This is a genomic window from Buttiauxella sp. JUb87, from assembly GCF_004361975.1.
Lineage (GTDB): Bacteria > Pseudomonadota > Gammaproteobacteria > Enterobacterales > Enterobacteriaceae > Buttiauxella > Buttiauxella ferragutiae.
On sequence record NZ_SNVY01000012.1, the window covers coordinates 26,650 to 48,676 of the forward strand.

General features: G+C 48.3%; 21 protein-coding genes. 12 read left to right on the plus strand and 9 right to left on the minus strand.

The genetic code is table 11. The features are described 5' to 3' along the window. The first annotated feature begins 356 nt into the window (after positions 1–356). On the plus strand, positions 357–1,460 hold the full coding sequence (gene chaA, locus EC843_RS22445) for a sodium-potassium/proton antiporter ChaA (protein ID WP_064547379.1): 1,104 nt from the start codon (positions 357–359) through the stop codon (positions 1,458–1,460). A 148-nt stretch (positions 1,461–1,608) separates the two neighbouring features. Here chaA and kdsA read toward each other — a convergent pair whose 3' ends face one another. The 6 genes from kdsA to hemA are packed head-to-tail and all read right to left on the minus strand — an operon-like array spanning position 1,609 to position 6,930. After that, positions 1,609–2,463, minus strand: a complete 855-nt coding sequence (gene kdsA / locus EC843_RS22450; protein WP_064547392.1) for a 3-deoxy-8-phosphooctulonate synthase — start codon at positions 2,461–2,463, stop codon at positions 1,609–1,611. Positions 2,464–2,503: 40 nt separating this feature from the next. Then, complete coding sequence (sirB1, locus tag EC843_RS22455) at positions 2,504–3,313, minus strand: invasion regulator SirB1 (RefSeq protein ID WP_064547394.1); 810 nt, start codon at positions 3,311–3,313, stop codon at positions 2,504–2,506. A gap of 3 nt (positions 3,314–3,316) precedes the next feature. Beyond that, complete coding sequence (gene sirB2, locus EC843_RS22460; protein WP_064547396.1) at positions 3,317–3,706, minus strand: invasion regulator SirB2; 390 nt, start codon at positions 3,704–3,706, stop codon at positions 3,317–3,319. 19 nt (positions 3,707–3,725) lie between these two features. After that, positions 3,726–4,556, minus strand: a complete 831-nt coding sequence (prmC, locus tag EC843_RS22465; RefSeq protein WP_121815549.1) for a peptide chain release factor N(5)-glutamine methyltransferase — start codon at positions 4,554–4,556, stop codon at positions 3,726–3,728. Next, positions 4,556–5,638: a peptide chain release factor 1 gene (gene prfA / locus EC843_RS22470; protein ID WP_064547400.1), complete on the minus strand. Its 1,083-nt coding sequence runs from the start codon at positions 5,636–5,638 to the stop codon at positions 4,556–4,558. Before prfA ends, prmC begins: the two co-directional genes overlap by 1 nt. Positions 5,639–5,673: 35 nt before the next feature. Continuing rightward, the gene (gene hemA / locus EC843_RS22475) at positions 5,674–6,930 is read right to left on the minus strand and encodes a glutamyl-tRNA reductase (RefSeq protein WP_064547617.1); all 1,257 of its coding nucleotides are present in this window, start codon (positions 6,928–6,930) and stop codon (positions 5,674–5,676) included. A 204-nt stretch (positions 6,931–7,134) separates the two neighbouring features. Here hemA and lolB point away from each other — a divergent pair, with 204 nt between their 5' ends. The 4 genes from lolB to dauA all read left to right on the plus strand — a co-directional run bounded on the left by lolB (position 7,135) and on the right by dauA (position 11,501). Next, positions 7,135–7,758 (plus strand): lipoprotein insertase outer membrane protein LolB, encoded by a 624-nt coding sequence (gene lolB / locus EC843_RS22480; RefSeq protein ID WP_064547402.1) that lies wholly within the window; start codon positions 7,135–7,137, stop codon positions 7,756–7,758. Continuing rightward, a complete protein-coding gene (ispE, locus tag EC843_RS22485; RefSeq protein WP_064547404.1) occupies positions 7,758–8,627 on the plus strand; it encodes a 4-(cytidine 5'-diphospho)-2-C-methyl-D-erythritol kinase in 870 nt (289 codons plus the stop codon). The genes lolB and ispE overlap by 1 nt, the downstream gene beginning before the upstream one ends. A 122-nt stretch (positions 8,628–8,749) precedes the next feature. Next, positions 8,750–9,697 carry a ribose-phosphate diphosphokinase gene (gene prs / locus EC843_RS22490; protein ID WP_008454180.1) on the plus strand — a complete coding sequence of 316 codons (948 nt, stop codon included), beginning with the start codon at positions 8,750–8,752 and terminating at the stop codon, positions 9,695–9,697. Between the two features lie 130 nt (positions 9,698–9,827). Beyond that, positions 9,828–11,501 carry a C4-dicarboxylic acid transporter DauA gene (dauA, locus tag EC843_RS22495; protein ID WP_243739178.1) on the plus strand — a complete coding sequence of 558 codons (1,674 nt, stop codon included), beginning with the start codon at positions 9,828–9,830 and terminating at the stop codon, positions 11,499–11,501. Positions 11,502–11,559: 58 nt separating this feature from the next. Here the strand turns inward: dauA and ychH are convergent, their stop codons facing one another. Next, positions 11,560–11,838 carry a stress-induced protein YchH gene (ychH, locus tag EC843_RS22500; protein WP_064547408.1) on the minus strand — a complete coding sequence of 93 codons (279 nt, stop codon included), beginning with the start codon at positions 11,836–11,838 and terminating at the stop codon, positions 11,560–11,562. Between the two features lie 274 nt (positions 11,839–12,112). On the opposite strand from ychH, the gene pth reads away from it, so the two are divergent. The 5 genes from pth (at position 12,113) to EC843_RS22525 (ending at position 17,755) form a co-directional block, all read left to right on the plus strand. Then, a complete protein-coding gene (gene pth, locus EC843_RS22505; RefSeq protein WP_064547411.1) occupies positions 12,113–12,697 on the plus strand; it encodes an aminoacyl-tRNA hydrolase in 585 nt (194 codons plus the stop codon). A gap of 137 nt (positions 12,698–12,834) precedes the next feature. Then, positions 12,835–13,926: a redox-regulated ATPase YchF gene (ychF, locus tag EC843_RS22510; protein WP_064547413.1), complete on the plus strand. Its 1,092-nt coding sequence runs from the start codon at positions 12,835–12,837 to the stop codon at positions 13,924–13,926. A 433-nt stretch (positions 13,927–14,359) separates the two neighbouring features. After that, on the plus strand, positions 14,360–15,895 hold the full coding sequence (locus EC843_RS22515) for a diguanylate cyclase (RefSeq protein WP_133523079.1): 1,536 nt from the start codon (positions 14,360–14,362) through the stop codon (positions 15,893–15,895). Continuing rightward, complete coding sequence (locus EC843_RS22520; protein ID WP_133523080.1) at positions 15,892–16,809, plus strand: amino acid ABC transporter substrate-binding protein; 918 nt, start codon at positions 15,892–15,894, stop codon at positions 16,807–16,809. The genes EC843_RS22515 and EC843_RS22520 overlap by 4 nt, the downstream gene beginning before the upstream one ends. Before the next feature lie 55 nt (positions 16,810–16,864). Further along, positions 16,865–17,755: a transporter substrate-binding domain-containing protein gene (locus EC843_RS22525; RefSeq protein ID WP_083963410.1), complete on the plus strand. Its 891-nt coding sequence runs from the start codon at positions 16,865–16,867 to the stop codon at positions 17,753–17,755. Between the two features lie 88 nt (positions 17,756–17,843). Here EC843_RS22525 and EC843_RS22530 read toward each other — a convergent pair whose 3' ends face one another. Continuing rightward, positions 17,844–18,158 (minus strand): hypothetical protein, encoded by a 315-nt coding sequence (locus EC843_RS22530; protein WP_064547422.1) that lies wholly within the window; start codon positions 18,156–18,158, stop codon positions 17,844–17,846. A 747-nt stretch (positions 18,159–18,905) separates the two neighbouring features. Between EC843_RS22530 and pykF the strand changes: the two genes are divergently transcribed. After that, positions 18,906–20,318 carry a pyruvate kinase PykF gene (pykF, locus tag EC843_RS22535; RefSeq protein WP_133523081.1) on the plus strand — a complete coding sequence of 471 codons (1,413 nt, stop codon included), beginning with the start codon at positions 18,906–18,908 and terminating at the stop codon, positions 20,316–20,318. Positions 20,319–20,625: 307 nt separating this feature from the next. Beyond that, positions 20,626–20,862 (plus strand): major outer membrane lipoprotein, encoded by a 237-nt coding sequence (locus EC843_RS22540; RefSeq protein ID WP_034455915.1) that lies wholly within the window; start codon positions 20,626–20,628, stop codon positions 20,860–20,862. Between the two features lie 72 nt (positions 20,863–20,934). On the opposite strand, the gene EC843_RS22545 is transcribed toward EC843_RS22540, so the two are convergent. After that, positions 20,935–21,984: a L,D-transpeptidase family protein gene (locus EC843_RS22545; RefSeq protein WP_133523082.1), complete on the minus strand. Its 1,050-nt coding sequence runs from the start codon at positions 21,982–21,984 to the stop codon at positions 20,935–20,937. Positions 21,985–22,027 lie beyond the last annotated feature (43 nt).

A 22,027-nucleotide genomic window follows, 5' to 3' on the forward strand; every position in this document is an offset into this window, starting at 1 on the left:
CAAGTTTGACAAGGATCACAAAACAGCAAAAATGTCATATTAACTTGCCATACTGAAAGGTGTGGCAGCGTTTGGATAGCAATATCAATAGATTAAGTGTTGGATAAGGTTTTCTTATGTCATTTATCATCACTACCTTCCAGTTAATTGCTTTACATGAATGTATATCCACTTGTTTTGTATTGACTAAAATCACCAAACATTGATTTTCATTCATCAGTAATACTATAGCTATGAAAGCGGTAAAACTGAGTAAATTTCCGCAGAAATCCAACATTGTTTGCTATTTTAATGGGGTTTTAATGTCTGACTATAATGAAGAAATGGCTTAGCACCTCTGGATATGGAGAAGTATTTTGACGAAAACACAACATGAGGCGGTGAAAACCCGTCATAAGGAGAGTTCCCTCATTTTCCCGGTATTAGCGCTGGTGGTACTGGTTTTATGGGGAGGAAGCCAGTCAATGTCGGCGGTAGTGGGTATCAACATTCTGGCGCTGGTGGGTATTTTAAGTAGCGCCTTTAGCGTGGTACGCCATGCAGACGTTTTGGCGCACCGTTTAGGTGAACCTTACGGTTCCCTGATTCTGAGTCTTTCTGTAGTTATTCTTGAAGTCAGCCTGATTTCCGCATTAATGGCAACCGGTGATGCTGCGCCGACACTGATGCGTGACACGCTCTATTCCATCATCATGATTGTGACTGGCGGGCTGGTGGGTTTCTCATTGCTGTTGGGTGGCCGTAAATTCGCCACGCAATATATGAATTTGTTCGGCATCAAACAGTATTTAATCGCGCTGTTTCCGCTGGCTGTCATCGTCCTGGTGTTACCGACCGCGCTGCCAGCAGGCAACTTTAGCACCGGCCAGGCGTTAATGGCGGCCGCGATTTCAGCGGCGATGTATGGCGTGTTCTTGTTAATTCAGACCCGTACGCACCAAAGCCTGTTCGTTTACGAGCATGAAGATGAGTCTGACGACGACGACCCGCATCATGGTAAGCCATCTGCGCATAGCAGCACCTGGCATTCCATTTGGTTAATCGTGCATCTGGTAGCGGTAATTGCAGTCACTAAAATGAATGCCGGCCCGCTGGAGTCACTGCTAACGACACTGAATGCACCTGCGCAATTTACTGGCTTCCTGGTGGCATTATTGATTCTCTCGCCTGAAGGCCTGGGGGCGTTGAAAGCCGTATTGAGTAACCAGGTTCAGCGAGCCATGAATCTGTTCTTTGGCTCGGTACTGGCGACGATTTCACTGACAGTCCCTGCGGTGACGCTGATTGCGATGTTGACGGGCAACGACTTGACGTTTGGTTTAGGGATGCCTGAGTTAGTCGTGATGCTAACTTCATTAGTGTTATGCCAGATTTCGTTTTCAACCGGGCGCACCAATGTGCTCAACGGCACCGCACACCTTGCGCTGTTTGCCGCTTATTTGATGACCATTTTTGCCTGACGAATTTGCGTCATAAAAAAAGCTCTTATCGTGAGATAAGAGCTTTTTATTTTGGTGGATGACGCTCGCGCTTATCCACCCTACCACGTCAAAAAGTCTGATTTTTGTAGGGCGGATAAGTGCAACGTCATCCGCCATTAGTCCTGACTTACTTGCTGGTATCCAGTGGTTCGAAATTCTTCACCAGATCGTCAATCGCTTTGATTTGCTTGAGGAATGGCTCGAGCTTCGCCAGCGGCAATGCAGATGGGCCATCACAACGTGCGTTATCTGGGTCCGGGTGCGCTTCGATAAACAGACCTGCAAGGCCAGTCGCCATACCGGCACGAGCCAGTTCAGTCACCTGCGCACGACGGCCGCCCGACGCTGAACCAAACGGGTCGCGGCATTGCAGAGCATGTGTCACGTCGAAAATAACCGGTGAACCGTTAGAAACCTGCTTCATTACGCTAAAACCGAGCATGTCGACAACCAGGTTGTCGTAACCGAAGTTCGCGCCACGGTCACACAGGATAATCTGGTCGTTACCGCCTTCGTGGAATTTATCAACGATGTTACCCATTTGACCAGGGCTGACGAACTGAGGCTTCTTGACGTTGATCACCGCACCGGTTTTCGCCATCGCTTCTACCAGATCGGTCTGGCGGGCGAGGAACGCAGGCAGCTGAATCACATCAACTACATCGGCAACAGGTTGTGCCTGGCTTGCTTCATGAACGTCAGTGATGATTTTCACGCCGAAGGTTTGCTTCAGTTCCTGGAAAATCTTCATCCCTTCTTCGAGGCCTGGGCCACGATAAGAGTTGATGGATGAACGGTTGGCTTTATCGAAGGACGCTTTGAACACGTATGGAATGCCCAGTTTCTGGGTCACGGTGACGTAATGCTCACAAATACGCATTGCAAGGTCGCGTGATTCCAGTACGTTCATGCCGCCAAACAGCACAAACGGCAGGTCGTTTGCGACGTTGATGTCACCAATCTTAACCACTTTTTGTTCCATCTTTATCTCGCCTTGTTGGGAAACATTTAAAAATTTAGCATCAGTGCAAAGTGACCTGTTTTTGCGAAATCGAATTAATTTGCGCTTTGATCATCTCGCTAATCGGGTCTTCCGGGCACTGCTCGACAAAATAGCTGAGATCGGTAAGAGCCACGTGTTCGCAATCAAGCTGCGCATAAATTAAGCCACGATCGCGAATTTCATACGGGTCTTCCGGATTAAACTGGAGCAACGTTTCACTGGTACGCAGTGCCAGTTCCATTTGACGTTCTTCCATCAGCGCAGATTTAAGGGTGTCGAGTAATTTACGCACCACTTCCGCGTTATCAGCTTCATCTAAATCTTCATCGAACAGTTCAGCTGTTGGCCCGACATTACCTTTCAACCACACTTCCAGCGTATGTTCGTTGAGCGTATCGCCGTTAAATGGGTTGATCAGCCACATTTCGCCGTCCATCCAGTCGCCACGCAAAATTAGCTGCGTGGGGAAAATTACAGGATTTAACGGGATATCAAGGCGCTCGGCAATCCATAACAGAATCGCCCCCAAAGACACCGCACTTCCCTGGCGTTTTGTCAGCACTTTATCAAGCCACAATGCATCGGATAAACGGTAAACGCCGCTGGAGTCTTTAAAACCCCAACTGCCATAAAACAGCTCGACTAATTTTTCGAGTTGCACATCCTGGTGCTGACCTTCGCAGATCTCTTCCCGCGCCAGGCTTGCCAGGCTTTCCAGTTGTGCACGCACTTCTTCTGCCGGGAAATCATCACGGATCAACTGCGAGACTAAAATCATGCCCTCGCACAACGGCGCCTGATTGAATTCGAAATCGGCTAACGACCTCATGACTTACCCCAGTAATGGTATTTTGGTAGTGGCGAGTTTAATGATGATGTAAAGCACCACCAGCGCCAGCAAAAAGGCAAATAGCCGGATCTGCTGACTGCGCGGGCGTTTGCCCAGCACGATAAACCCTAAAACGATATAGATAATAACGCCAAATAGCTTCTCAGTCAGCCATGCACCTTGCGGCGTGAAGGGATAGAAATGCGTAATCATCACCAGTGCAGCACCGCTGACCAGCAATAGCGTATCATTCACATGCGGCACAATGCGCACCCAGCGCTTGTTCGACATGGCTGAATCGCGGTATTGCCACCAGTAGCGTAAAACGAACAAACTCACGGAAATGATAACCGTCAGAATATGAAAATGCTTGAGCGCGAAGTAAGTTGCCATTTTGCTCAGTTCCTTATCTTTAGAAAAAGCGTCCTGTTGTCAGACGGTCATTGCCACCGTAATCCTGACAGCTTTGTATCTCGGTATATCCGGCGTCGCTAAACAGTTCACGAACTTGTGCTGCCTGTTGCCAACCGTGTTCGAGCAATAACCAACCGCCCGATTCAAGGAAGTTGCGCGATGTTTCCACCAGCGTGCGTAAATCGGCCAAACCGTGGTTATCAGCCACCAGCGCACTGCGAGGTTCAAAGCGAACATCACCCTGTAAAAGGTGCGGATCTTCCTCATCAATATAGGGTGGATTACTGACAATCACGGCAAAACGCTGCGTATTGAGCGCACTAAACCAGTTGCTTTGCAAGACCTCAACGTTGGTTATTCCAAGGCGACTCGCATTATCGCGCGCAAGTTCAACCGCATCAGGTATCAAGTCCAGTGCGACAACGTCACAATCCGGGCGCTCGCTGGCAATCGCCAACGCAATCGCCCCGGTACCGGTGCCTAAGTCCAGCACGGAACACGCGGTGGCAGGCATTCTGGCGAGGGCTTGTTCGACAAGGCATTCGGTATCAGGGCGCGGAATAAGCGTCACCGGCGATACGCGCAAAGGCAGCGACCAAAACTCACGCTCGCCAACCAAATGCGCGATAGGCTCGCCCTTCACACGTCTTGCCAGCAAAACAGCAAGTTGTTGCTGTTGCTCGGCTGCCAGCTCGGTTTCACCAAAAGCGAGGATGAAGGTTCGTGCTTTACCGGTGACAAAACCCAGCAGGATTTCCGCGTCGCGACGCGGACTTTCACTTTCCTGAAGCTGGGCAATTGCCTGTTGTAACCAGTGTTTAAAATCCATTAATCCTGCTCAGACAGCGCCGCTAACTGGTCTGCCTGGAACTCCTGCACAATAGGTTCGATCAATGCGTCGAGTTTCCCTTCCATCACTTCATCCAGACGGTATAACGTCACGTTGATGCGATGGTCGGTTACACGGCCTTGCGGGAAGTTATAAGTACGGTTGCGGTCTGAACGATCGCCACTGCCCAGCAAATTGCGGCGCGTTGAAGCTTCTTCCTGTTGGCGTTTTGCTATTTCAGCGGCACGAATACGCGAACCCAATACCGAAAGCGCTTTGGCTTTGTTTTTATGCTGGGAACGTTCGTCCTGGCATTCCACTACGATCCCGGTCGGTAAGTGGGTAATACGAATTGCAGAGTCGGTGGTGTTAACGTGCTGACCGCCCGCGCCCGAGGAACGGAAGGTGTCGATACGCAAATCACCTGGGTTGATATCTGGCAATTCCGCTTCAGGAATTTCTGGCATCACCGCGACGGTACAAGCGGAAGTATGGATACGCCCCTGAGATTCAGTTGCCGGAACACGCTGCACGCGATGACCGCCGGACTCAAACTTCAAACGGCCGTAAACACCTTCACCACTGATTTTGGCGATTACTTCTTTAAAGCCACCATGTTCACCGTCGTTGGCGCTCAGTATTTCAACTTTCCAGCGACGTGCTTCTGCGTAACGGCTGTACATACGGAACAGATCACCGGCAAAAATAGCCGCTTCATCACCGCCGGTCCCGGCACGAACTTCCACAAAAGCGTTGCGTTCGTCATCAGGATCTTTTGGCAGCAGCAAGACTTGCAGTTGTTGTTCTAATTCTTCGCTGTCGCTTTTCGCCTGGTTTAATTCTTCTTGCGCCATTTCGCGCATTTCCGGGTCATCGAGCATGCTTTGTGCGGTTTCAATATCTTCCTGCACTTGACGCCATTTCAGGAAGCAACTGGAAACGTCACTTAACTGGGCATATTCACGTGACAAAGCACGGAAACGATCCTGGTCGGCAATTGTGGCAGCATCCCCAAGCAGTGCCTGAACTTCTTCATGGCGCTCTTGCAGAGCTTCTAGTTTGGCAACGATAGAAGACTTCATGGGCGGTGTTTCACCTTGTAATAAGAGTTTATTTGCTAATCCAGCCCGAGGCTGTTGCGCAGAATCTGCAGGCGTTCGTCATCCCCGTCACGGGCAGCCTGCGTGAGCGATTTGGTTGGAGCGTGGATCAGGCGGTTGGTTAATTTCCATGCCAAATCCTGAAGGACTGTTTCGGCATCGGCACCCTGCTGGAGCGCGGCGATAGCCTTAGCAGCCAGGTCATCACGAACCTGTTCTGCTTGTGTGCGGTATTCACGGATAGTTTCCGTTGCGCTTTGGGCACGCAACCAGGCCATGAACTCACCACTTTCCTGTGCGACAATCGTTTCAGCTTCAACGGCGGCAGCCTTGCGCTGCGCGAGGTTGCTTTGAATTATCGCCTGAAGGTCGTCAACGCTATACAGATAGGCGTTCGCCAGTTTGCCTACTTCCGGCTCAACATCGCGCGGGACGGCGATGTCGACTAACAGTAACGGCTGGTTGCGGCGAGCTTTTAACGCGCGTTCGACCATGCCTTTACCAATGATTGGCAGTGGGCTGGCGGTGGAACTAATAATAATGTCAGCTTCCTGCAAGCGAGAATCAATGTCACTCAGGCTTATTACCTCGGCACCGACTTCATCAGCCAGCACCTGAGCGCGTTCACGCGTGCGGTTGGCAATAATCATCTTCTGAACGTTGTGTTCACGTAAATGACGCGCCGCCAGTTCAATGGTTTCACCCGCACCAACCAGCAACACGGTGACAGTCGATAAGGATTCGAAAATTTGTCGTGCCAGGGTGCAGGCCGCGAACGCAACGGATACGGCACTCGCGCCGATTTCGGTTTCGGTGCGAACACGCTTGGCAACGGAGAAGGACTTCTGGAACATGCGCTCCAGTTCGCTGGAAAGCGAATGCCCTTTTTGTGAGTCGGCAAAGGCCTTTTTAACCTGCCCGAGGATTTGTGGCTCGCCGAGAACCAGCGAATCAAGACCACTTGCGACACGCATTAAATGGGTGACTGCGTCGTTGTCGTGATGCCAGTACAGGCTTTTACGCACTTCCTCTTCGTTGAGGTTGTGGTAATTACATAGCCAGCGCACGAGCTGCTCGTGCAGGTCTTCCTGTTCTTCGACGCTCAGATACAGCTCAGTCCGGTTACACGTCGACAACACCACCCCACCTTGCACCATCGGCTGTTCGAGCAGGCTGTTCAATGCCTGGTCGAGCGTGTCCGGCGAAAACGTAACACGTTCTCGCAACGAGACTGGAGCTGTTTTATGGTTGATGCCAAGCGCTAAAAGGGTCATTGAGCGGTCTGAGTAATACCGATGTTGATAAGGATTAACTCGGCGCATCATACAGGATGCGTGCAGTCAATAAAAGGGAGCCACTCCTTGTGGGGTATCACTACAATTAATGATTTAAGACAACATGACCATAGACGACCTGACTATGCGCCGCTAGCATAAACAGTTAACAACTAAAATTAATGAGAAGGAACCGTTGCCTCTATGTCTATGACGAAAGCCCGTCTGCTGCGCCTTGCGCCACTGGCAAGCCTTATTTTGACTGCTTGTGTCACGCCAAAACCAAGCGGTCCAGGCAAAAGTCCTGACTCTCCTCAGTGGTTACAACACCAGCAACAAGTACAAAAAATCACCCAATATCAAACACGTGGTGCTTTTGCTTATCTCTCCGATAGTCAAAAAGTTTATGCACGCTATAACTGGCAACAAACCTCGCCGGATCGCTATCGCTTATTATTGACTAACCCGTTAGGCAGCACCGAGCTTGAGCTCAATGCGCAGCCTGGTGTCGTGCAACTGACTGACCGCAATGGCAAAAAGTACGTCGCCGATAATGCAGAAGAGATGGTGGGTAAATTGACGGGAATGCCTATTCCGCTCAATAGCCTGCGTCAATGGATCCTCGGCCTGCCGGGTGAGGCCACTGACTATAAAATTGATGCTCAATATCGCCTGAGTGAAATCAACTACACCCAGGACGGCAAAACCTGGAAAGTGGTGTATAGCGATTATGACGACAGTGTGCAGCCTGCTCTGCCGTCAAATATGGAACTGCGCGAAGGCTCACAGCGTATCAAACTCAAAATGGATAACTGGACAGTCAAATAATGAGAAAACGTTGGCCATCCCCAGCAAAACTGAATTTATTTTTGTATATCACCGGTCGTCGTGAAGACGGATACCATAATTTACAAACTTTATTTCAGTTCCTTGATTATGGCGACACCCTCAGCATTGAGCCGACAAATGATGGTCAAATTCGCTTAGCTACTCCGATTGAAGGGGTGCCGGATGAAGAGAATTTAATTGTCCGCGCGGCTCGATTATTGCAAGACACCGCCCTGCTGATGGGCACGTTGCCGCAGGGTGCTGGGGCAGAAATCAGCGTTGAAAAACGATTGCCAATGGGCGGCGGTTTAGGTGGCGGGTCATCAAATGCAGCAACAGTGTTGGTGGCGCTAAACCATGTGTGGAACACCGGCCTGACTGAAGATCAACTGGCGGCGTTGGGTATCACTCTCGGCGCCGACGTCCCCGTATTCGTGCGTGGATTTGCCGCTTTTGCCGAAGGTGTTGGTGAGAAGCTCACCCCCGTCTCTCCACCGGAAAAGTGGTACCTGGTTGCACATCCTGGCGTCAGCATTCCCACGCCTGTCATTTTCAAAGATCCAGAGCTACCACGAAATACCCCGATCAGATCAATTGACACGTTATTAAACTGTGAATTTGGTAATGATTGTGAGGTTATCGCAAGAAAACGTTTTCGTAAGGTTGATGAGCTGCTTTCCTGGCTGTTAGAATACGCGCCGTCGCGCCTGACCGGCACCGGCGCTTGTGTGTTTGCTGAATTTGACACCGAGAACGCTGCCCGCCAGGTGCTTAAGCAAGCCCCGGAATGGCTGCATGGGTTTGTTGCGCGAGGCGTTAATGTCTCCCCGCTGCATCAGGCCATATCCGGGCAAGCTGAGTATTGGTGACAACGTCACCTTGTTTCAGACGTTGCATCAAGCTCTTTATACACCGCCTGGATGGCGCTACCCCGCCCGCATAAGCTGCGGTAGTTCCATCCGCCACTGGACGCATGCCTGAGGTTTTTCTCGTGCCTGATATGAAGCTTTTTGCTGGTAACGCCACCCCGGAACTAGCACAACGTATTGCCAACCGCCTGTACACCTCCCTTGGTGACGCCGCCGTCGGTCGTTTTAGCGACGGAGAAGTAAGCGTACAAATCAACGAAAATGTACGCGGTGGTGATATTTTCATCATCCAGTCCACCTGTGCACCAACTAATGACAACCTTATGGAATTGGTTGTTATGGTCGACGCCCTGCGCCGTGCTTCTGCAGGTCGTATCACCGCTGTTATCCCTTACTTTGGTTATGCTCGTCAGGATCGCCGTGTGCGTTCCGCCCGTGTGCCAATCACCGCGAAAGTGGTTGCTGACTTCCTCTCAAGTGTTGGGGTTGACCGTGTTCTCACCGTGGACTTGCACGCAGAACAGATTCAGGGCTTCTTCGATGTTCCTGTAGATAACGTTTTCGGTAGCCCAATCCTGCTAGAAGATATGCTGCAAATCGGCCTGGAAAACCCAATCGTGGTTTCTCCAGATATCGGTGGCGTTGTGCGTGCTCGTGCTATCGCAAAACTGCTTAACGATACCGACATGGCTATCATCGACAAACGTCGTCCTCGCGCTAACGTTTCCCAGGTTATGCATATCATCGGTGATGTATCTGGCCGTGATTGTGTACTGGTTGACGATATGATCGATACCGGCGGCACTCTGTGCAAAGCAGCTGAAGCACTGAAAGAGCGTGGTGCTAAACGTGTGTTTGCTTACGCAACTCACCCGATTTTCTCCGGCAATGCGGTTCACAACCTGCGTAACTCCGTGATCGACGAAGTTATCGTATGTGACACCATCCCACTGTCTGATGAAATCAAAGCACTGCCTAACGTCCGCACCCTGACTCTGTCTGGCATGTTGGCTGAAGCTATTCGCCGTATCAGCAATGAAGAATCAATCTCTGCGATGTTCGAGCACTAATCGAACTCGTTTAAAAAAACCCGCTGCGGCGGGTTTTTTCTTTTGTAGTATGTATTTATTAAACCAATGCCTCCTTCACCTGCCATATCCCTCATAAATGACAGATGATGCGCTCACGGATGGAATCAAAGTGAAAAACGTATCTTCTTCTATATTACCTTTCCGCGCTCTGGTAGACGCTTGTTGGCGAGAGAAATACACGGTTTCTCGTTTTAGCCGCGATGTTATTGCTGGTATTACCGTAGGGATTATTGCTATTCCCCTGGCGATGGCGTTAGCGATTGGCAGCGGTGTCGCCCCGCAGTATGGCCTGTATACTTCAGCGATTGCCGGGATTGTGATTGCCCTAAGCGGCGGTTCACGTTTCAGTGTTTCCGGCCCAACAGCGGCGTTTGTGGTGATCCTCTATCCGGTGGCGCAACAGTTCGGCCTTGCGGGTTTACTCATCGCCACATTGATGTCCGGCGTGTTTCTTATTTTGTTTGGTTTGGCGCGGTTTGGCCGCCTGATTGAATACATCCCGCTTTCCGTAACACTCGGTTTTACCTCCGGGATTGGGATTACCATCGCCACTATGCAGGTAAAAGATTTCTTTGGCCTGACGCTGGAACACGTGCCGGAACACTACCTGAATAAAGTGGCGGCGCTGGCGATGGCGATGCCAACAATTAATCTCGGCGATGCGGCAATTGGCATCGTGACACTCGGCGTGTTGATTCTCTGGCCGCGTTTTGGCATTCGTTTACCCGGCCACTTACCGGCACTGCTGGCAGGCTGTGCCACCATGGCAGCGGTACATGCAGCAGGCTTCGATGTGGCAACTATCGGTTCACGCTTCCACTATGTATTGGCTGACGGCACCCAGGGCAATGGCATTCCACAACTGTTGCCACAACTGATACTGCCGTGGAATATTCCCAACTCAAACTTCACGCTGAGCTGGGATTCTTTAAGTGCCCTGCTCCCGGCAGCCTTTTCGATGGCGATGCTCGGCGCAATTGAATCGCTGCTGTGCGCCGTGGTGTTAGATGGTATGACGGGCACCAAACATAACGCCAACAGCGAACTTATCGGCCAGGGGATGGGCAATATCATTGCGCCATTCTTTGGTGGGATTACTGCCACCGCCGCCATTGCCCGGTCAGCCGCCAACGTGCGCGCTGGCGCAACATCACCGATGGCTGCCGTGATTCACGCATTGCTGGTGATTATGGCGTTATTGGTGCTGGCCCCGCTGCTTTCCTGGTTGCCGCTTTCCGCAATGGCCGCCCTGCTGCTAATGGTGGCGTGGAATATGAGTGAAGCGCATAAAGTGGTCAGCCTGCTGCGCCGTGCGCCGAAAGACGACATCATCGTCATGCTTATCTGCATGTCGTTAACGGTGCTGTTCGATATGGTTATCGCGATTAGCGTGGGGATTGTGCTGGCCTCTTTACTGTTTATGCGTCGCATTGCCCGCATGACCCGTCTGGCACCGGTAAACATTCCTACACCAGAAGGTGTGCTGGCATTACGCGTCACCGGGCCGCTATTCTTCGCCGCCGCCGAGGGATTATTTAATGATCTCGCCCAGCGCGTTGAGCAAAACCATCTGATTATTTTGCAATGGGATGCCGTTCCGGTACTGGATGCCGGTGGACTGGATGCGTTTCAACGTTTTGTGGAAAAACTGCCGGAAGGTTGCGAATTGCGGGTAACTAACCTGGAGTTTCAGCCGCTTAAAACGCTGGCTCGTGCGGGTGTTAAGCCCATTGCGGGTCGCCTTGCTTTCTTCCCGGATATTCAGGCTGCATTGGCTGAGTAAAGTTTTTGCCAAAAAAAAACGGTTCTGCGACAGAACCGTTTTCATTTTCTAAATTTAGTTAACTATGTTTATGGCTGTCATCGCGGCGGCAACGTTTATCAAAGTGGCGCACCCACCAGTAACGGTCACCGACTTGTTCGTGCCCACCGACACGCGCACCAGCCAGCCAAAGCACCGCACCAACAAAAATGCTTAACACAGCACCGTGGGCGAAATATTGCGGGAAATTGAATTGAGGGAGTTGGTTTAAAATTGAGTAACCAACACCACCCACCATGACGACAAGCCCCAAGCCCATGAAAATGTTGCCGAGTAATGAAGCGTTTTTGCGTTTCATATATCACCTCCGGGTGTACCTGGGTCGGCGGGGGAAATCCCCATTCCTTGTGTGTAAAGTATAGACAACACCGCTTCGAATTATGTGCGTGGGCGATCACAATTACGAATGAAAGCCTACATATATTTACAAATAACTCGCTGAATAGCATGAAATTCTAATTGTTTAGATGATGAACTATTCAACACTTGAATAGGGATTGCATTGCTTCTTTGTCATCGAGTCCTGGGCACAGTAAACTACGCGGCTCTTGTCTGTTTTCAGGATATTAAACGTGAGCATTAAATTAATTGTTGGCCTGGCAAATCCAGGTGCGGAATATGCTGCAACCCGCCATAACGCAGGAGCCTGGTATGTGGATCTGCTTGCACAGCGCCATAATCAGTCGCTCAAAGAAGAAAGCAAATTCTTCGGTTACACAGCGCGCATAAACCTTGCCGGTGAAGATGTTCGCCTGTTGGTGCCAACCACGTTTATGAACCTCAGTGGTAAAGCTGTTGGGGCGATGGCGACATTTTTCCGCATCGCGCCTGATGAAATTCTTGTTGCGCACGATGAGTTAGATCTACCGCCAGGTGTTGCAAAATTCAAACTCGGCGGCGGCCACGGTGGCCACAATGGCCTGAAAGACATCATCAGCAAACTGGGCAATAACCCTAACTTTCACCGCTTACGCGTCGGAATCGGCCATCCTGGTGATAAAAACAAAGTTGTCGGCTTTGTGCTGGGCAAACCTCCCCTTAGCGAACAGAAGCTGATTGATGATGCAGTAGACGAAGCGGCACGTTGCACTGAGGTATGGCTGAAGGAAGGTTTAACCAAAGCCACCAATCGCCTGCACGCCTTTAAAGCGCAATAAACGTTCTCGCGGCTTTCAGCAAGGATTTCTGCGCCCGTTATATGCCGTTTGGGTGTATAATGTGGAAAGTTATGATCATTTTATCAATGAGACAACATCAACTCATTGAATATCAAGTAATTAAGGTGAATTAAACCATGGGATTCAAATGCGGTATCGTCGGCTTGCCGAACGTTGGTAAATCAACCCTGTTCAACGCGCTCACCAAAGCGGGAATCGAAGCTGCAAACTTCCCGTTCTGTACCATTGAGCCGAACACTGGTGTGGTACCAATGCCGGACCCACGTCTGGATAAACTGGCCGAAATCGTAAAACCACAGCGCATTCTGCCAACTACCATGGAGTTCGTTGATATCGCCGGTCTGGTGAAAGGCGCATCCAAAGGTGAAGGCCTGGGTAACCAGTTCCTGACCAACATTCGCGAAACCGAAGCCATCGGCCACGTAGTGCGTTGTTTTGAAAACGACAACATCATTCACGTGAATAACAAAGTTGATCCAGCCGATGACATCGAAGTCATTAACACTGAGCTGGCGCTTTCAGATCTGGATACTTGCGAACGTGCCATCCACCGCGTGCAGAAGAAAGCAAAAGGCGGCGATAAAGACGCAAAAGCTGAACTGGCTGCGCTGGAAAAATGTCTGCCACAGCTTGAGAACGCGGGTATGTTGCGTGCGCTTCCTCTGACCGAAGAAGACAAAGCGGCTATCAAATACCTGAGCTTCCTGACGCTGAAACCAACGATGTATATCGCGAACGTCAATGAAGACGGTTACGAAAACAACCCATACCTCGACAAAGTGCGCGAAATCGCCGCTGCTGAAGGTTCTGTAGTTGTTGCTGTCTGTGCCGCCGTTGAGTCTGATATTGCTGAACTTGACGATGCTGACCGTGACGAGTTCATGGCAGAAATGGGCCTGGAAGAACCTGGCCTGAACCGCGTTATCCGCGCGGGCTATGAGTTATTAAACCTGCAAACTTACTTCACCGCTGGCGTGAAAGAAGTACGTGCATGGACTATCCCAGTTGGCGCTACAGCTCCACAAGCTGCGGGTAAAATCCACACTGACTTCGAAAAAGGCTTTATCCGTGCTCAGACTATTGCCTTCGAAGACTTCATCACCTACAAAGGTGAGCAAGGCGCGAAAGAAGCTGGCAAAATGCGTGCTGAAGGCAAAGACTACATCGTTAAAGATGGCGATGTAATGAACTTCTTGTTCAACGTCTAATTCCCTTTCAGCCCACAGCATTTTTATGCTCAGGGCTGGAAGATGAAACAATTAAAAGTCCACGCTATTGCGTGGGCTTTTTTTATCGTCTGAATATATCCATTATCACTAATAATGAAACTTATCCACTGTCCATTTTTATACAGTAATTATTTATTTTGATGAGGAATAAAGTGTATATTTTTGGACATCGACCACAATAATATTTATCGTTGACGCAGTAAATAGCCAGATTTATAATCCCGTCCCTCTCATGTAAACATTACCTGTTATCCAAACCATTTATTTCATAAGTGTAACGCGTAAGTACTTTTTTCTAACATTACCAGAGCCGTAATTTTAGAGTCAGATATATAAAGAACATTAAAATTATCAACTTATAACTTTCCTCCAGAGTCTTCTTTAATCACTTAATAAGAGCACGTACAGAACAATGGTTGATAAAGAGCTCATTCGTCATGAAGTTGTGCCGCCGGCAAGGAAGGTGCCCAACAACCACGGGGAGTACCACTGGTATCATTCGATTACCGGGAAGGTAGCCATTTACCTGATGCTTGGGGTCTTGATTGCCTATAGCGTTGGTTCTGGTGCTGGATTTTTTGAAGTGAAGCGCATTTCTCAAACACAGTGGTTTAAGCAGGCTGCGACTAATTCGCAAATTACCAGCTATATTATTCGTAATATCTACACTTCCGTTGCTGTTAAATCCAATAGCGAAGGACAGGTTGTCAGCATTGAATCAGAAAGACCGCTATGGGATGACGAAAGCGTAATCCAGACAGGTTTCAATCCAGCCGATATGCTGACTCTGGTTTCAACGCAAACTCATAATCCAACGTGGTTATTGTATTACGATGATAAACACGGCTTTATTGATACCCAAACGCAACAACAAGTCACGATAACTGATGATAATAAAGGCCCAGGCTTTGCACTCAAGGAATATTACCGTGGATTTGCCACTGTCGGCTGCAAAGAGTATTTCGTCGGCTCGATTCCAATTGTTAATTTGTCAGGCAAGTTACTCGGTGCTGTGGTCACCAGTATCGGTGAACGTGACGCACTGTTGGAGATCCATAATCAATTATTGAATCACACTTTACTGATACTGGTTCTAATCCTCGGCGCGACAGTTGTTGTGGTTAATTGGCTGGTGCGTAATCTTTTTCGCCCCGTTCCCCGTCTTATCCAGGCAGTATCATCGATAGCCGATGAAAAAACCGATCAGGTTACACCGTTCCAGTCTCAGGAGGATGAAATAGGTGAGCTCGCCAGGGCGATTGAAAAGTTGCGGGTCGCTATGGTTGAGCGCGGCTATTTGCAACGCATGCAGGAGATGGCACTAAAAATGGAATACATGGCGCACCATGATTATCTGACCTTACTACCTAATAGAGTTGCCTATCGAAATTCCATCGACGGACGACTGGTCAAAGTGAAAACCGAAGGCACCCTTTTTAATCTCCTGTTAATCGATTTGGATAATTTTAAACCTGTTAATGACACCTACGGCCATGTCGTGGGAGACGAGTTGCTCGTCGAATCAGCGACAAGATTGTCCACCCTGGTCAGCAGTGGAGATACGGCTATCCGCTTAGGTGGGGACGAATTTGCCATTCTTCAGCAGGTTAATTGCAACCAGATCTCAGAAGCCGAGGCGTTAGCCAATAAAGTGTTACATGCACTTAACGCTCCCTTTAACTGCAGTGGGCATACTTTTGCCATCAGTAGCAGTATCGGGATTTCTTGCGCACCGCAGCACGGCCAAACCCGCGAGGATTTATTTGCGCATGCCGATCTCGCGCTTTACACCTCCAAAAACTTCGGCCGCAACTGCTTTCATTTCTACGCTAACGGCATGACCATGAACCACGAAGCAATGACTGTAGCGGGAAACTATTTTGACCCGGCGCCAGGCAATGCCCGAGTGACGACAGAGTCGGGGCAAGAGAAAATAGAAAAGCCATGAAGAATCGAGTCTCTCATTTAAATTATTCATTATCCTCACTGGCTCTGATACTGACGCTTAGCTTCAGCCTGCTGGCATCTTCTGCCAGCAGAGCAGATGAGCTTGTTTCAAGTATCGAGAAAACCAGCGCGATTACGCTGAGCTATGAAACAGATGTTTTCCCCTTCTCCTATGTTGCAGATAACAAACCACACGGATACTCCATTGATATCTGCTATAAACTGGTCGACATGATCAGGCAGGAACTTCATCTGCCATTGTTGAAGATTAATTGGGTTCCAGTCACCACTGCTACTCAATTTTTAACCATCAAAAATAAAACGATCGATATGGGATGTATTCCCACGATCTACACCGCCGAGCGCCAACAAACCGTGACGTTTTCCGAACCCTATTTCTTTTCGGCAACTCGTTTTGTCTCGCGTAAGGAAGATGATATTTCGGGCATTACCGAACTTAATGGGCATACGGTGATGGTAAAAAGTGGCACCGTGTTCGTCAGGCACATCCAGGATGCTAATGCTTTGTATCAGCTATCCCTTAACATTGACCTTGATACCGACAATGTTAAAGCCTTCTCTGAACTTGAAAGCGGCAGAACGCCAGCAATTATCTCCAGTGAGGTTTTATTACTTGGGCAAATAGCGCTTTCAGCCAATCCCGAGGCGTTTACCCTATCAGATGACTTGCTAAGCCCGCGCCTGCCCATCGGAATGCCGATGCAGAAAGGTAACCCCCAATTTGCGGAGTTGATTAATCACGCGATGAAGCGCCTGATGTTGAGCACTGAATTCATTACTATTTATAACAAATGGTTTATGCAGCCAATCATGCCTGAAGGTATTACGCTCAACTTGCCATTATCACCTGAGTTGCAGCAATCAACGCTTTCGAAACAATTTTATTCTTATTAAAAGGTTTTCACCGGGGCACCCCGGGGAATTTAGCCAACAATAAAAAGTTAAAAAAATGAAAAAAATGAGTTTTCTTACATATAGCCTAAGTTTTTTATTCGTCTGCTATACAGGACTGGTTCATGCCAACTCAAACCTCTCCACTTTGCAGAATATTTCTGCACGGAAAATGATTAATATTGGCTATCGTGATGCAGCCCCCTACTCTTATAAAACCAGCGATGGGCATGTTATTGGATATGTCATTGACTTATGCAGAGATGTTACCGAATCTTTGAAAAAGGAACTGCATATTAGCAATCTGGCGGTTAATTATGTTCCGGTGCCCCTTACGATGCGCACCACAATGCTAAACCATAATATTATTGATATGGACTGTTCGGTGAACACTGATACGGTGAAACGTGCAAGCCTCGTTCTTTTCTCTCGCCATTATTTATCTGTGAGTACACGTGCGGGGATGCAGGCAGGGAATTCTGTTCACACCTATAACGATTTAGCGGGGAAAACAATCAGTGTGGCAAGAGGCTCATCTGACTTAGTGAATCTTAATCAGCTTAACCGTCTGCAAAAGCTTAATATTTTGATCCTTTCTCAACCAACAATGAAAGAGTCATTTGATATGATGAGCAATCATAAATGTTTTGCTGCTGCCATGAATGAAGTGTCATTAAGAGAACTTATTGAAAATAGTGGGGATTCATCACAATATGCTGTTTCAGATGGGGTTTTTGGTCCTGCCCAGAACCTCGGTATTATGCTACGTCATGACGATACTGAGTTTAAAAAAATTATTGATAAGACGCTTTTAACTCGATTTGAACGCCCAGATTTCAAACAGTTCTATGAACAATGGTTTAATCATACCTTACCAGGAAAAAATATTAATCTTCATATCCCATTGACATCGTCCATGTATAAATATTTAACTCAAAAAGAGTCATGATTATTCAATCATATTTCTGAATATCAGAGATAAAAAAGGGAGAAAGCTTACTTTCTCCCCCAATACAGTTACCATGAATTGATGTTAATTACATCAATTGCAGAATCATGCAGAAAGACATACCGCACAATACACCATATAACAAGTTATTCTGTGCTGTTTTGCGTACGCGTTTTTGAGAATGGATGGTGACGTCTTCCAGTCTTTTACGTACGCTGCGCGAAACCTGAACATGGTGTGATATTACATCTTTTGAACAATGTCGGAATCTAGCAATATCATCCCGAATAAACTCATCGACAACACCCTTGTTAGCTTTGAGTTCGCGGACAATTCCTTCAAGCATTTTCTCCATGCCTTTTACCCGCAGGACAACATCTTCTTCCATTTCCAGTGACAACATAATCAAAATCCGTGATTAATAATAACACTCAGAGGTAAATCATTTACCTCCTATCCATTGTTCAATAATAATGTAGCTAAGAAATAACCTAATCAAGCACATAAAGATTAATAAAACTTAAGTTGAAAATATTTCAAGTGAATTGGCGCTAAATTGCTCATCCGTGAATAACAATTGAAAGCTTACCGTGTAAAGGGCTATTTCTGAATAGTAACGAGATTTGCCAGCGTGGGAAGTTCGTTGTCCAGTAAGGGGCTTTTAATGCCCATAATTTGTTTTCAAAAAAATATTACATTCTGCAAATAATTTTTAAGACCCATTCATCATATAGAGAAAGCTGAAGCGTTTTTCCGGATGTAAACCCATTGCCAAAAACAGGACACCACTCTTTTTTCCTTACCAGTCTCGGCAATATTTTATTAACGCATTGATAACACTTCGCTGTATTTCTGCGCATTCCGATTTTGAAACAGTGTTTTTAATTCCTTTCGCTGCAAGTTACCTCTATAATATGCGAGGTCCTGACTTGAATGGTTTCAGCACATTGAACTGTCTTATTACATTAGAAAGCAATCCACATCACCGGCAGGCTGAACCGCAAGCACACTTTCCTCTGCACGCTTTATTTCTGTCACCTATCCTTACCAGGTGGCACTTGAACAATACCAGCTTTAGTTTGCGCTCCGGCGCCCGTATCGACCGGAACCGAATTTTCACAATCCTTCTCAACTTACAGATAAGACTGTCATGAAAAAGACTAAAATTGTTTGCACCATCGGTCCAAAAACCGAATCCGAAGAAATGCTGAGCAACATGCTTGATGCTGGCATGAACGTAATGCGTCTGAACTTCTCCCACGGTGACTACGAAGAACACGGTCAGCGTATCAAGAACCTGCGCAACGTAATGGAAAAAACCGGTAAGAAAGCAGCGATCCTGCTGGACACCAAAGGTCCTGAAATCCGTACTATCAAACTGGAAGGCGGCAACGACGTCTCCCTGAAAGCGGGTCAAACCTTTACTTTCACCACTGACAAAACTGTTGTGGGTAACAGCGATATCGTTGCTGTCACTTACGAAGGTTTCACCAGTGACCTGAGCGTGGGTAACACCGTACTGGTAGACGATGGTCTGATCGGTATGGAAGTCACTGCAATTGAAGGTAAAAACGTTGTTTGTAAAGTACTGAACAACGGCGACCTGGGCGAAAACAAAGGCGTTAACCTGCCAGGTGTTTCCATCGCTCTGCCAGCTCTGGCTGAAAAAGACAAACAAGATCTGATCTTCGGTTGCGAACAAGGCGTTGATTTCGTTGCTGCGTCCTTCATCCGTAAACGTTCTGACGTCGTTGAAATCCGCGAGCATTTAAAAGCTCATGGCGGCGAAAACATCCAGATCATCTCTAAAATCGAAAACCAGGAAGGCCTGAACAACTTCGACGAAATCCTCGAAGCTTCAGACGGTATCATGGTTGCTCGTGGTGACCTGGGCGTTGAAATCCCGGTTGAAGAAGTTATCTTCGCTCAGAAGATGATGATCGAGAAATGTGTTCGCGCTCGTAAAGTTGTTATCACTGCAACTCAGATGCTCGACTCCATGATCAAAAACCCACGCCCTACCCGTGCAGAAGCTGGTGACGTTGCTAACGCCATCATCGACGGTACCGACGCAGTAATGCTGTCTGGTGAGTCTGCTAAAGGTAAATACCCACTGGAAGCCGTGACCATCATGGCTACTATCTGTGAGCGTACTGACCGCGTGATGACCAGCCGTCTGGATAACAACCATGACAGCCGTAAACTGCGCATTACTGAAGCAGTTTGCCGTGGTGCGGTTGAAACTGCAGAAAACCTGGAAGCGCCAGTCATTGTGGTCGCAACCCAGGGCGGTAAATCAGCGAAAGCTGTGCGTAAATACTTCCCTAACGCAACTATTCTGGCGCTGACCACCAATGAAGTGACTGCTCGTCAGTTAGTTCTGAGCAAAGGTGTGATTCCTCAGTTGGTTAAAGAAATCGCTTCTACTGATGATTTCTACCGTCTGGGTAAAGAAGTTGCGCTGGAAAGCGGCCTGGCTCGCAAAGGCGACATCGTAGTGATGGTTTCTGGTGCTCTGGTACCAAGTGGCACAACCAATACTGCGTCTGTTCACGTACTGTAAATTTACTGTGAACGAATAATTTGCTTAAAAAGCGCCTTCGGGCGCTTTTTTTATTCGGCTTAGAAGCCATTTCTGATTAAAAAGCAAATCGGCCTGCTCTATTTAAGTCGTGTTTTACTAAGATGAATCCGATTAAAATCCTCTGTTTTTTCTATTTTTTTTAGGTTTTAGCCCCGGTTCGGTGTTTCTTTGAGCGAACGATCAAATTTAAGTGCATTCCCATCAAAAATTTATTCTCAAGATAAAAAACTTTGTGTAATACTTGTAACGCTACATGGAGATTAACTCAATCTAGAGGGTATTAATAATGAATCGTACTAAACTGGTACTGGGCGCGGTAATCCTGGCTTCTACTATGCTGGCAGGTTGTTCTTCTAACGCTAAAATCGATCAACTGTCTTCTGACGTTCAGACTCTGAACGCTAAAGTTGATCAGCTGAGCAACGACGTGAACGCAATGCGTTCTGACGTTCAAGCTGCTAAAGACGACGCAGCACGCGCTAACCAGCGTCTGGACAACCAAGCTCACTCTTACCGTAAGTAAGAGTACTTGTATTAAAATGGCGCACATTGTGCGCCATTTTTTTTGCCTGAATATCCTGCACTCAAAACGCCTCTAATTCATCACCACGCTACTCTGCCCGCTAACCATGCTCCCAGTACTGTTTGTCGCAGGCGCGCTGCCTGTGGTCGTTCTGACGCTCTGTATCGGGGTAATGTTGACGGGTTGTGATGGAACACCTTGCGCAGCATTCACTAATACCGGATAACCCGCTCGCCTCGCGATGGCACTATCTACCTGCGCTTTGTCACTCATCGGGTTGTCGATAAACGAACCAAACGAGGCTGAAATAGCAATCGGCACGGTTTGTGGATTCTCCCAGTCATTACGCGACAACGGCTGATGCACTTCCACATAACGCCTGCCATCAGGTTCGATGCTGAATTTCACCGGCTCGTTGATGATTTGAACCCGTGTCCCCCACGCTACCTGACTAAACAACGCTTTAATATCCGGCGCACGCATACGCATACAACCCGAACTCACGCGTAAGCCAATACTGTTACGGGCATTAGTGCCGTGAATCAAAAACTCGCCGCCGCCCTGCTCCAGGCGCAGTGCATAACGCCCAAGTGGGTTATTAGGCCCTGCTGGCACCACTGCGGGCAGCGTAATACCTTGTGCGGCTGAACGTGCACGAATATTCGCGGTTGGCGTCCAGGTCGGATTAGGGATTTTTTGACTGACGCGAGTCACCATCACGGGTGTTTCACGCCCAAGCTGACCAATACCGAGCGGATAAACCTCAACCCGGTTCTGCCCTGGCGGATAGTAATACAACCGCAACTCGGCCAAATTGATAACAATCCCCTCACGCGGGGCATCTGGCAGAATCATTTGCGACGGTATGGTTAATTCACTGCCCGGTTTCGGTAAGAAAGGGTCAACGGTATTGTTTGCCTCGATTAACAGTAACACTCCGGTATTATATTTCGCAGCAACTGCCTCAAGGTTTTTACCATCACCAGGAACAATATAGGTTTGATTCTCGCCGATTATTCGGCTGCCCGGAGGGGGCAATAAATAGTCAACGGCCCAGGCCGACTGGCTTGCCGCCAGAGCACTGATAAGAATTAATGTAATTTGAGAGAACGCGCGCTTCATACTGGATTCCTGTATTCACCGGCTGGAATGCCGGAATGCTGAA